The following is an 11,706-nucleotide window of genomic DNA, read 5'->3' as shown; positions in this document are numbered from 1 at the left end:
CGCCCCCGGCCCCCTCAAGAACAAACGCAATGCCGCTGGCAATTCCTGGCGGTGCCGCGCCGCGATTTCGTCGATGGGTTGGCTCGGCGCAATCACCAGCACCTCCACCGCCGCCACCCCAGGTGCGGCATGGCTGAACTGGTTCAAGCGCTCCAGCAATTCGATATCGCCTTCGAGGCTGTCAATGAACGTGCTGTTGAGCATGTGCCCACCGATCTGCGCCAGGGTCGGCTGCTGGCCGGTATAAGTGCGCTGCGTCGCCGGTTCGTTACCCCGCGGGTTGCCGCTGACACCGACCACCAGCACCCGGCTGGCCCCCAGGTGCAAGGCCGGGCTGATCGGCGCCGACTGCCGTACGGCACCATCGCCGAAATACTCCTGGTCGAGCTTCACCGGGGCAAACAGCAAGGGGATCGCCGAACTGGCCAGCAGGTGTTCAACCGTCAGTTGGGTCGGAACGCCGATGCGACGATGGCGCAGCCAGGCGTCGATGGTGCCGCCGCCCTGGTAGAAGGTCACCGCTTGCCCGGACTCATAGCCAAAGGCCGTGACTGCGACGGCGTGCAGGTGCTTTTGACGGATGGCTTCGTCAATGCCGTCCAGGTTCAAGCGCTCCTGCAGCAGCTCGCGCAGCGGCGAGCTGTTCAGCAGTGCCACCGGCACTTGGGCGCCGAGGCCCAGCAGGCTGTGGATGAGAAAGCGGCCGGCCTGGCGAATCACTCCGGGCCAATCGCTGCGCAACACCAAGTGGCTGCGAAAGCCCTGCCAGAAGGCGGTGAGGCGTTGGATGGCCGCCGTGAAATCCATCGCGCCACTGGCCAGGGTCACGGCGTTGATCGCGCCGGCCGACGTGCCGACGATCACGGGAAACGGATTGGGCGCCCCTGGCGGCAACAGCTCGGCAATCGCCGCCAATACCCCTACCTGATACGCCGCTCGCGCCCCGCCACCGGAAAGAATCAAGCCTGTAACCGGTTCAGCTGGGCGCATTGCGTCACTCCATGTGGGGAAAGTCGGTATTGTCAGCGGCGTTTTTCGTACAGCTTAGCTTCACCCGGTGGCCGGCTCTTGAAGCGGCGATGGGTCCACAGGTATTGCTCGGGGCATTCACGTACCGACGCTTCGACCCACTGGTTGATGCGCAGGCAGTCAACTTCATCGCTTTCACCGGGGAAGTCGGTCAAGGGCGGGTGGATCACCAGCCGGTAGCCACTGCCATCAGCCAGGCGCTCTTGGGTGAACGGCACCACCAGCGCCTTGCCCAGGCGGGCGAACTTGCTGGTCGCGGTCACAGTGGCAGCCTGGATGCCGAACAGCGGCACGAAGATACTTTGCTTGGCGCCGTAATCCTGGTCCGGTGCATACCAGATGGCGCGACCGGCGCGCAGCAGCTTGAGCATGCCGCGCACGTCTTCGCGCTCCACGGCGAGCGAATCGAGGTTATGACGTTCACGGCCACGGCGCTGGATGTAGTCGAACAGCGGGTTGCCGTGCTCGCGGTACATGCCATCAATGGTGTGCTTCTGCCCCAGCAGCGCTGCGCCGATTTCCAGGGTGGTGAAGTGCAGGGCCATGAGGATCACGCCCTTGCCATCCAACTGGGCCTGCTTGAGGTGTTCCAGGCCTTCGACGTGGGCCAGGCGTGCCAGGCGCTGGCGCGACCACCACCAGCTCATGGCCATTTCAAAGAACGCGATGCCGGTGGAGGCAAAGTTTTCCTTGAGCAGGTGCTTACGCTCTTTGGCAGATTTTTCCGGGAAGCACAGTTCCAGGTTTCGCGCGGCGATGCGGCGACGTTCGCCGGCCACACGGTACATACCCGCACCCAGCAGGCGACCAATGGTCAGCAGTGCACGGTACGGCAGTTGGGTGACCAGCCATAGCAGGCCTAGTCCCAGCCATAACAGCCAAAAGCGCGGGTGAAAAAATACAGCTCGAAAACGCGGGCGATCCATTACAGATTCCGGTAAAGACAAGGGCCGCGCATTCTACAACGGTTCGACTCGGCTTGCGGCCCGTGAGTGTTCTCGTTATAAGTCTCGACACTTTTCGTGACAAGCCGCTTTTGCCGACCATGAGCCAAACCGAACCGCTAGACCAAGATCCCGTGTTCCAGCTGAAAGGCAGCATGCTCGCCATCACCGTGCTGGAACTCGCCCGCAACGACCTCGATGCCCTGGACCGCCAGCTCGCCGCCAAGGTCGCCCTGGCGCCGAATTTCTTCAACAATGCCCCGCTGGTGCTGGCCCTGGACAAACTGCCCGCTGGCCAGGGCAGCATCGACCTGCCCGGCCTGATGCGCGTCTGCCGCTCCCATGGCCTGCGCACCCTGGCGATTCGCGCCAGCCGTATTGAAGACATCGCCGCCGCCATCGCCATTGAACTGCCAGTACTGCCACCGTCCGGTGCGCGCGAGCGTCCGCTGGAACCATTGGTCGGTGAAGAGAAGAAAAAAACGGAAAAACCGCCCGAGCCTGCGATCAAGCCTACAAAGATCATCACCTCGCCCGTACGCGGCGGACAGCAGATTTACGCCCAGGGTGGCGACCTTGTGGTGATCTCCTCGGTCAGTCCGGGGGCGGAACTTCTCGCCGATGGCAACATCCATGTATACGGCCCGATGCGCGGACGTGCCCTCGCCGGCATCAAGGGTGATACCAAGGCCCGTATTTTTTGCCAGCAGTTGACCGCTGAGCTAGTGTCCATCGCAGGCCAGTACAAGGTTTCAGAAGATTTGCGCCGTGATCCGCTGTGGGGGGCTTCGGTGCAGGTCAACCTGTCGGGCGATGTGTTGAACATCATCCGTCTTTAACGGATACTGCCGCATTTTCCAAGCATCTCTAGACTCTGATAGCACAGCGAAACCGGCAAGACTTGCGTAGGAATAATTGGAAGTGGCGTTTCTCCCTGGGAAACCCCATCTTTTTCCTACAAAGGCTGTCCGCCTGCAGCGAGTTCCAAGAGATGTTTTTCAGGGACCGAAAGTCCTTTTTCCTTAGGGGTGAAACACCTTGGCCAAGATTCTCGTGGTTACATCCGGCAAGGGTGGTGTGGGTAAGACCACCACCAGCGCCGCTATCGGTACCGGTCTCGCTCTGCGCGGCCACAAGACAGTTATCGTCGACTTCGACGTCGGCTTGCGTAACCTCGACCTGATCATGGGCTGCGAACGCCGCGTGGTGTATGACTTCGTCAACGTGGTCAACGGTGAAGCCAACCTGCAACAGGCCCTGATCAAGGACAAGCGCCTTGAGAACCTGTACGTGCTGGCTGCCAGCCAGACCCGCGACAAAGACGCGCTGACCAAGGAAGGCGTAGGCAAAGTCCTCGCCGAGCTGAAGGAAACCTTCGAATACGTGGTCTGCGACTCCCCGGCTGGTATCGAGACGGGTGCTCACCTGGCGATGTACTTCGCCGATGAAGCCATCGTGGTGACCAACCCGGAAGTCTCTTCCGTCCGTGACTCCGACCGCATGCTCGGCCTGCTCGCCAGCAAATCCAAGCGCGCCGAAGAAGGCCAGGACCCGATCAAGGAGCACCTGCTGCTCACCCGCTACAACCCTGAGCGCGTCAGCAATGGCGAAATGCTCGGCGTTGAAGACGTGAAGGAAATCCTCGCAGTGACCCTGCTGGGTGTTATTCCAGAATCCCAGGCCGTCCTGAAGGCTTCCAACCAGGGTGTTCCGGTGATTCTTGACGACCAGAGCGACGCCGGCCAGGCGTACAGCGATGCAGTCGATCGCTTGCTGGGCAAGACCGTGGAACATCGCTTCCTCGATGTTAAGAAGAAGGGATTCTTCGAGCGTATCTTTGGAGGCAACTAAACAATGAAATTTCTCGACTTCTTTCGCGCCAACAAAAAGCCAAGTACCGCGTCGGTAGCGAAAGAGCGTCTACAGATCATCGTGGCGCACGAACGCGGCCAACGCAGCACGCCGGACTACCTGCCAGCCTTGCAGAAGGAACTGGTCGAGGTGATCCGCAAGTACGTCAATATCGGCAACGATGACGTGCATGTCGCCCTGGAAAATGACGGCAGCTGCTCGATTCTGGAACTCAATATCACCCTGCCTGATCGTTGATCGAAAAGGCGGCTGCCACGGCGGCTCGTTCACCCTGATGCCTTTTTGGGCATTGGGTGGGCGAGCCGCCGTTGGCGTTTGTTACGAGGCTGTTTAATGCCGTTGTCCACTATCCACATCCTTCATCAGGACGACGCCGTCCTGGTGGTGAACAAGCCCACCCTGCTGCTCTCGGTGCCTGGCCGCGCCGACGACAACAAAGACTGCCTGATCACCCGCCTGCAGGAAAACGGCTACCCCGAAGCCCGTATCGTGCATCGCCTGGACTGGGAAACCTCGGGGATCATCCTGCTGGCCCGGGACGCCGACACCCACCGCGAACTGTCCCGCCAATTTCACGACCGAGAAACCGAAAAGGCCTACACCGCCTTGGCCTGGGGTCAACCGGAACTGGACAGCGGCAGCATCGACCTGCCTCTGCGCTATGACCCGCCAACCAAGCCACGTCACGTGGTCGATCATGAATTCGGCAAGCACGCGCTGACCTTCTGGAAAGTGCTGGAACGCTGCGGCGACTGGTGCCGCGTCGAGCTGACGCCGATCACCGGGCGCTCGCACCAGTTGCGTGTGCACATGCTGTCCATCGGCCACCCGCTGCTGGGTGACGGCCTGTACGCCCATGAACAGGCCCTGGCCGCCTGGCCACGCCTGTGCCTGCACGCGAGCATGCTGAGCTTCACCCATCCGCAAACCGGCGAGCGCTTGCGCTTCGAGTGCCCCGCCCCGTTCTAAAATTGGCAATACGATCAAAACGTGGGAGCGGGCTTGCTCGCGAAGGCGGTGGATCAGTCATCCTATTGAGTGACTGACGCACCGCCTTCGCGAGCAAGCTCGCTCCCACAGTGAGTTCTGCGTCAGTTCTAGACACCGAGTGAAACCAATACGGTAAACTCCGCGCATTGCTGTCTGGAGCTATTTATGCGCGAAGCGTTGAATCAAGGCCTGATCGACTTCCTCAAGGCCTCCCCTACTCCTTTTCATGCCACCGCGGCCCTGGCCCTGCGCCTGGAAGCGGCCGGCTACCAGCGCCTCGACGAGCGCGAAACCTGGAACACCGAAGCCAACGGGCGCTACTACGTGACCCGCAACGACTCCTCGATCATCGCCTTCAAGCTCGGCCGCCACTCGCCGCTGCAGGGCGGCATCCGCCTGGTCGGCGCCCACACCGACAGTCCGTGCCTGCGGGTCAAGCCGCAGCCGGAGCTGCAGCGCCAAGGTTTCTGGCAGTTGGGCGTCGAAGTCTACGGCGGTGCGCTGCTGGCGCCCTGGTTCGACCGCGACCTGTCCCTGGCCGGCCGCGTCACCTTCCGCCGCGATGGCAAGGTCGAAAGCCAGTTGATCGACTTCAAGCTGCCGATTGCCATCATCCCCAACCTGGCCATTCACCTGAACCGTGAAGCCAATCAGGGTTGGGCGATCAATGCCCAGACCGAGCTGCCGCCGATCCTCGCGCAATTTGCCGGTGATGAGCGCGTGGACTTCCGCGCCGTGCTCACCGAGCAGCTGGCTCGCGAGCATGGGCTGAATGCCGACGTCGTACTCGACTACGAGTTGAGTTTCTACGACACGCAAAGCGCTGCGGTGATCGGCCTGAACGGTGACTTCATCGCCGGCGCGCGCCTGGACAACCTGCTGTCGTGCTACGCCGGCCTGCAGGCCCTGCTCACCAGCGACAGCGAAGAAACCTGCGTGCTGGTGTGCAACGACCATGAAGAAGTCGGCTCGTGCTCGGCGTGCGGCGCCGATGGCCCGATGCTCGAACAGACCCTGCGTCGCCTGCTGCCGGAAGGTGATGAGTTCGTACGCACCATTCAGAAATCCCTGCTGGTGTCTGCAGACAACGCCCACGGCGTGCACCCGAACTACGCCGAGAAGCACGACGCCAACCACGGCCCCAAGCTCAACGCCGGCCCGGTGATCAAGGTCAACAGCAACCAGCGCTACGCCACCAACAGCGAAACCGCCGGGTTCTTCCGCCACCTGTGCATGGCCCAGGAAGTGCCGGTGCAGAGCTTCGTGGTGCGCAGCGACATGGGTTGCGGCTCCACCATCGGCCCGATCACCGCCAGCCACCTGGGCGTACGGACCGTGGACATCGGCTTGCCGACGTTTGCCATGCACTCCATTCGCGAGCTGTGCGGCAGCCATGACCTGGCGCACCTGGTGAAGGTGCTGGGTGCGTTTTACGCGAGCCACGACTTGCCTTGAGACCGAGGTGCGGCCATTGCGGGCAAGCCCGCTTCCACAGGGGAAGTACCTTCCAACCGTGGGAGCGAGCTTGCCCGCAATGACGATTAAGAACACTCACATCGGTATCTGACCCACATCAATCCCATTTCCCGTAATCCGACCTAGACTTGTCAGTATTCCCACTCCGACAAGGCCGTCGCACCATGATCTCCATGTCCTCCTTCCATGCCATGCTTATCCCGATTCTGATCGGTATGATCATGTTGGCTGTAGGCTTCAACTTCCGTGACAAGCCCCTCGGCGTGTTTGGCATGTGGATCGGCATGCTGTTGATCCTGGGCACCGTGGTGTACAAGATCCTCGCCAAACTGGCCGAATGACGATTGCACTCGTACACTCGGTCAATTCGTCGTTTCCAAGGTTGACCGCCTCGTGCTTTCCCGTCTGTTTGCCCTGCCCTGCTACTGTTTGATCGCCCTGCTGACGCTGCTGCCGCTCACGCCTGCCCAAGCCGTGGGCTTGCCAGGCTTGCTGGGCAGTACCAACAAGACCCAGCCCCAGGCTGAAGTGCCGCTGGGGCAGTCGTTGGACGAGGTGATCAAGACCCTCGAGAACGACCAGCAGCGCACCCAGCTGCTGAGCGACCTGAAAAAACTCCGTGAGGCCACGAAAAAAGCCCAACCGGCCGCCGAAGAAGGTGTGCTGGGGCTGATCGGCGGCACCCTGGCCAACCTGGAAGCGCAGTTCTCCGGCGCCGACAGCCCGTTGGGGCGCTGGTCCAACGAAGTCGACCTGGCCAAGGAAGAACTCAGTGCACTGATGCTGCCGGCCAACGAATGGCTGCCGATCATTTTCGGTTTTGCCTTGATCCTTGCGGTATGGAGCCTGCTCGCCGCCGCACTGATCTGGCTTAGCCACCGCGTACGTGAACGCTTCGGCCTGCCCGAAGAACTGCCGCAACACCCACGCACCTGGGACATGGTGCGCTTTGCCCTGCGCAAACTGGGCCCGTGGCTGATCGCATTGGTGATCACGGTCTACCTGAGCTACGCGCTGCCCTCGTCTTTGGGCAAATCCCTGGCGATGGTATTGGCCTACGCGCTGGTGGTGGGCACCTGCTTCTCTGCGATCTGCGTGATTGCCTTTTCCGTACTCGACGGCCCCCATCGCCATCGCGCGCTGTACATCCTGCGCCACCAGGCTTTCCGCCCACTGTGGTGGATTGGCAGTTTTGCCGCCTTCGGTGAAGCCCTGAGCGACCCACGGCTGGTCCAGGCGCTGGGCCAGCATTTGTCCCATACCGCTGCGACGGTTGCCAATGTGATGGCGGCGCTGTCGACCGGTGTGTTTATCCTGCGTTTCCGCCGGCCCATCGCCCACCTGATTCGCAACCAGCCACTGTCCCGCCGCCTGACCCGCCGTGCCCTCAGTGACACCATCGAAATCATCGGCTCCTTCTGGTACATCCCGGCCTTGTTGTTGGTGGGTATCTCGCTGTTCGCCACCTTCGTCTCTGCCGGCGATACCAGCACGGCCTTGCGCCAGTCGCTGCTGTGTACGGTGCTGCTGGTGCTGTGCATGGTGATCAACGGCCTGGTGCGCCGCCACGCCCTCAAGCCGCAACGCGGGCACAAGCGCCACGCGCTGTACTCCGAACGCCTGAAGAGCTTCGTCTACACCCTGGCCCACCTGGTGGTATGGCTGGTGTTCATCGAGTTGGGCCTGCGGGTGTGGGGCCTGTCGTTGATCCGCTTTACCGAAGGCGATGGCCATGAAGTCAGCGTCAAGTTATTCGGCCTGGCCGGTACCTTGTTGTTTGCCTGGCTGATCTGGATTCTCAGCGACACCGCGATCCATCACGCCCTCACCCGCTCGCGCAAAGGCCTGGCCAATGCGCGGGCGCAGACCATGATGCCGTTGATCCGCAACGTGCTGTTCGTGACTATCTTTATCATCGCCGCGATTGTCGCCCTGGCGAACATGGGCATGAACGTCACGCCGCTGCTGGCGGGTGCCGGCGTGATCGGCCTGGCCATCGGTTTTGGCGCGCAATCCCTGGTGGCGGATCTGATCACCGGCCTGTTCATCATCATCGAAGACTCGCTGGCCATCGACGACTACGTGGATGTCGGCGGCCACCTGGGGACCGTGGAGGGCCTGACCATCCGCACGGTGCGCCTGCGCGACATCGACGGCATCGTGCACACCATCCCGTTCAGCGAGATCAAGAGCATCAAGAACTACTCGCGGGAGTTCGGCTACGCGATCTTCCGGGTGGCGATCCCCTACAACATGGAAATCGACGACGCCATCAAGCTGATGCGCGATGTCGGCCAGAAAATGCGCAATGACCCCCTGCAACGCCGCAATATCTGGTCGCCATTGGAAATCCAGGGTGTCGAAAGTTTCGAATCGGGCAGCGCAATTCTAAGGGCGCGGTTCAAGACAGCGCCAATCAAGCAGTGGGAAGTGTCGCGGGCGTTCAACCTGTCGCTCAAGCGTCACCTGGATGAAGCCGGGCTGGACCTGGCGACGCCGCGCTTGAGTGTGCAGGTGGTGACAGGGGCTTCGGGCGGGCTGGAGAAAGAAAAGACTACCTGAACAGTCGGCGCCGGCTTGTGGAATCGTCGCAGCGCGGCGATGGCGTCCTTGAGCCGGCGCCTACAAGGGTGGGGAAGAATCAGTTGGTCAGCGCTGTACCGTCCATCTTCTGGCGCAAGCTCAACGGACGCATATCGGTCCACACTTCCTCGATGTAGGCCAGGCACTCTTTCTTCATGCCGCTCTTGCCTACGGTGCGCCAGCCTTCCGGTACAGCCTTGTAGTCAGGCCAGATGGAATACTGTTCTTCATGGTTGACCACTACCTGAAACAGGATGTCGTCGCGGTCAAATACTGAGGTCATTGCTGTTCTCCATCGCTAAAAGGCTGGCTGCGCACCGCGCGCAGCACTGATATCTGTAGAAACGTACCAAGCTGCGAAAAAATTAGAGGCTGGCCACCGCCGCAGCCAACGCGCGTCCGAAGATGTCCGCCACGCGGTCCACTTCGGCGGCGGTGATCACCAGCGGCGGCAGGAAACGCACGACACTGCCGTGCCGACCACCCAGCTCCAGGATCAGGCCGCGCTTGAGGCATTCGCGCTGCACCAGCGGCGCCAACTGACGATGCACCGGCGGATGGCCCTGGATGTCTGGGATGCCACTTGGGTCTACCAACTCCACGCCAAGCATCAGCCCACGGCCGCGAATATCGCCCAGGTGCGGGAAATCGCGCTGCAGGATGCGCAGGTGTTCACCCAGGCGCTCGCCCATGGCGGCCGCGTGGCCGGCAAGGTCGTGGTCCTTCAGGTAGCGCATCACCGCCGAACCCGCCGCCATCGCCATCTGGTTGCCACGGAAGGTCCCGGCATGCGCACCCGGCAGCCAGGTGTCGAGCCAGTCGCGATACACCACCACCGCCAGCGGCAAGCTGCCGCCGATGGCCTTGGACATCACCACCACATCCGGGATAATGCCGGCATGTTCGAAGGCAAACATCTTGCCGGTGCGGCCAAATCCGCTCTGGATTTCATCGACGATCAACGCCACACCCGCTTGTTCGGTGATGCGTCGCAGGCCACGCAGCCAGTCGAGGTCAGCCGGAATCACACCGCCCTCGCCCTGCACCACCTCGACAATGACCGCCGCCGGCAGCAATACGCCGGCCTCCGGGTCGTTCAGCAGGTTTTCCAGATAATGCAGGTTGACCCGCACCCCTTCTGCACCACCCAGGCCGAACGGGCAACGGTAATCGTAGGGGTAGGGCAAGAATTGCACGCCATTGCCAAGCAAGGCTCCCAAGGGTTTCTTCGGCCCCAGGCTGCCCATCAGGCTCAAGGCACCCTGGCTCATACCGTGGTAACCGCCCTGGAATGACAGCACCGTGCTACGCCCGGTGGCGGTGCGCACCAGCTTCAACGCGGCTTCCACCGCATCCGTGCCAGTGGGTCCGCAGAACTGGATTTTTGCTTCCCGTGCCAGCGTCGGCGGCAAAAGCCCGAACAAGTCCTGCACGAACTGGTCCTTGACCGGAGTAGTCAGGTCCAGTGTGTGCAGTGGCAGTTCATCGGCCAGCACCTGCTGGATGGCCTCAATCACCACCGGGTGATTGTGCCCCAACGCGAGGGTGCCGGCGCCGGCCAGGCAATCGATAAAACTGCGGCCCTCCACGTCTTCCACGTAAATACCCTTGGCGCGCTTGAGCGCCAGGGGAATGCGTCGGGGGTAGCTACGGGCGTTGGACTCTTGCTGGCGCTGGCGGGCGAGCAACGGGGTTTCGTCGAACTGGTAGAGCGTTTCATGCACCTGGGCGTCTTCGATACGGGTGGTAGCGACTGACATTTCTCGATCCCTCAATACGCTGATGATGGTGACCAAACTGCCGATCCGCTGGCGTCTGGCCCAAGGGGCATGCGCACGGATTTCCTGTTCTGGAAACGCACCAGCACGGGAGGGATTTAGTGACCACCGATCTTTAACTGATGGATGAAGCCCCAAGCCCGCTCCCACATTTGGAATCGCACTCGGTTTTATAACCCAAGGTATTTTTCATTCAGCGCATATAAAATCGCGCAGGTCTCCGCATCCAGAAACCCGCAATAATCCCGCGACCGAAAGTGCATCTGAAACGCCCGCGTTCTCTGTTCAAAGGCTTGCCGGTTCTTCGCCGGCGCATACCCGTAACGCTGAAACGCCCGCTCCACCTCGACCTCCGGCGGCAACCCGACACAGAACCGACGCTGATACATTGCCTGCGTTGCCTCATCAAACCAGGCCCCTACCCCCGCTTCATGCAGACACTGCCACGGCAGCCGAGGCCCTGGATCGCTCTTGCGCCCGTACGCCACGTCCGAGTGCCCGAGGATGTCGGTAGGCCCGATCTGTGGATAACGCCCAAGAACGTCGCGAACCAGCGCAATCAACACCTCTATTTGTTCCTCCGCGTAGGCAGGAAACGTGAACACGCCGCCGTCGTCCCGCGCCAGGTTGACGAGCTCGACGCCGATCGAGCGACTGTTAAGGTTATCGCGCCCCGCCCAATGGCTCCCCCCGGCATGCCAGGCGCGCTTGTCCTCCTCCACCAATCGAAAGACCCGCAACTCTTCATAGCCGGCAGCGCTGTAGCTGGGGTCGTCGGGGTCGGGCAGCAGATAGTGCGCACTGACCCCATCCTGCGTCAGGGTGCGCAGGGAGGAGCCGAACGGTGCCGCCGTGTAATGCAGGATCACCTGCCGCACCGGCTCGCCGTCACGTTCATTGAAGCCTTGGGCAGGAAAACTGGTATCGATGACCAACATAAGAACCGTCCTTTTCAATACAGGCCGAGTCGTTCAGCCCGTTCAAGCGCAAAAAAATTACCGCCATCCTGAAGCCTTGAACTTCAGGAGGGCGGT

At 61.6% G+C, this 11,706-nt stretch carries 12 protein-coding genes; 7 read left to right on the top strand and 5 right to left on the bottom strand.

Translation table 11 applies throughout. The features are described from left to right. Positions 1 to 990, bottom strand: a 990-nt coding sequence (locus CQ002_RS11515; protein WP_105720648.1) for a patatin-like phospholipase family protein, incomplete at its 3' end; no start/stop codon positions are given. A 32-nt stretch (positions 991 to 1,022) separates the two neighbouring features. After that, positions 1,023 to 1,955, bottom strand: a complete 933-nt coding sequence (locus CQ002_RS11510; RefSeq protein WP_034107850.1) for a lipid A biosynthesis lauroyl acyltransferase — start codon at positions 1,953 to 1,955, stop codon at positions 1,023 to 1,025. 119 nt (positions 1,956 to 2,074) lie between these two features. Between CQ002_RS11510 and minC the strand changes: the two genes are divergently transcribed. From minC to CQ002_RS11475, 7 genes are all read left to right on the top strand, one after another. Next, on the top strand, positions 2,075 to 2,812 hold the full coding sequence (gene minC / locus CQ002_RS11505) for a septum site-determining protein MinC (protein WP_105162632.1): 738 nt from the start codon (positions 2,075 to 2,077) through the stop codon (positions 2,810 to 2,812). A gap of 199 nt (positions 2,813 to 3,011) precedes the next feature. Further along, positions 3,012 to 3,824 carry a septum site-determining protein MinD gene (gene minD / locus CQ002_RS11500; protein WP_003175251.1) on the top strand — a complete coding sequence of 271 codons (813 nt, stop codon included), beginning with the start codon at positions 3,012 to 3,014 and terminating at the stop codon, positions 3,822 to 3,824. A 3-nt stretch (positions 3,825 to 3,827) separates the two neighbouring features. Further along, a complete protein-coding gene (gene minE, locus CQ002_RS11495) occupies positions 3,828 to 4,082 on the top strand; it encodes a cell division topological specificity factor MinE (RefSeq protein WP_003175252.1) in 255 nt (84 codons plus the stop codon). 96 nt (positions 4,083 to 4,178) lie between these two features. Beyond that, positions 4,179 to 4,814 (top strand): RluA family pseudouridine synthase, encoded by a 636-nt coding sequence (locus CQ002_RS11490; RefSeq protein WP_034107854.1) that lies wholly within the window; start codon positions 4,179 to 4,181, stop codon positions 4,812 to 4,814. A 186-nt stretch (positions 4,815 to 5,000) separates the two neighbouring features. Continuing rightward, positions 5,001 to 6,290 carry a M18 family aminopeptidase gene (locus CQ002_RS11480; protein ID WP_034107856.1) on the top strand — a complete coding sequence of 430 codons (1,290 nt, stop codon included), beginning with the start codon at positions 5,001 to 5,003 and terminating at the stop codon, positions 6,288 to 6,290. A 185-nt stretch (positions 6,291 to 6,475) separates the two neighbouring features. Then, positions 6,476 to 6,652, top strand: coding sequence for a hypothetical protein (locus CQ002_RS28315; protein ID WP_010208820.1), 177 nt, complete (start codon positions 6,476 to 6,478; stop codon positions 6,650 to 6,652). Between the two features lie 52 nt (positions 6,653 to 6,704). Beyond that, entirely contained in the window at positions 6,705 to 8,873 is a 2,169-nt protein-coding gene (locus tag CQ002_RS11475) for a mechanosensitive ion channel family protein (RefSeq protein WP_105162633.1), read from the top strand. Positions 8,874 to 8,952: 79 nt separating this feature from the next. Here the strand turns inward: CQ002_RS11475 and CQ002_RS11470 are convergent, their stop codons facing one another. The 3 genes from CQ002_RS11470 to CQ002_RS11460 all read right to left on the bottom strand — a co-directional run bounded on the left by CQ002_RS11470 (position 8,953) and on the right by CQ002_RS11460 (position 11,610). Beyond that, positions 8,953 to 9,177, bottom strand: a complete 225-nt coding sequence (locus CQ002_RS11470; RefSeq protein WP_034107860.1) for an MbtH family protein — start codon at positions 9,175 to 9,177, stop codon at positions 8,953 to 8,955. Between the two features lie 82 nt (positions 9,178 to 9,259). Continuing rightward, entirely contained in the window at positions 9,260 to 10,654 is a 1,395-nt protein-coding gene (locus tag CQ002_RS11465; protein ID WP_105162634.1) for an aspartate aminotransferase family protein, read from the bottom strand. 188 nt (positions 10,655 to 10,842) lie between these two features. Beyond that, positions 10,843 to 11,610 carry an N-acetylmuramoyl-L-alanine amidase gene (locus CQ002_RS11460; RefSeq protein WP_034107864.1) on the bottom strand — a complete coding sequence of 256 codons (768 nt, stop codon included), beginning with the start codon at positions 11,608 to 11,610 and terminating at the stop codon, positions 10,843 to 10,845. Positions 11,611 to 11,706: the final 96 nt, after the last annotated feature.

Origin of the sequence: Pseudomonas sp. MYb13 (genome assembly GCF_002980075.1) — a bacterium.
Taxonomy (GTDB): Bacteria; Pseudomonadota; Gammaproteobacteria; order Pseudomonadales; family Pseudomonadaceae; genus Aquipseudomonas; species Aquipseudomonas lurida.
The sequence above is the reverse complement of the archived record's forward strand: the minus strand, read 5'-3'. Positions and strand labels throughout refer to the sequence as shown.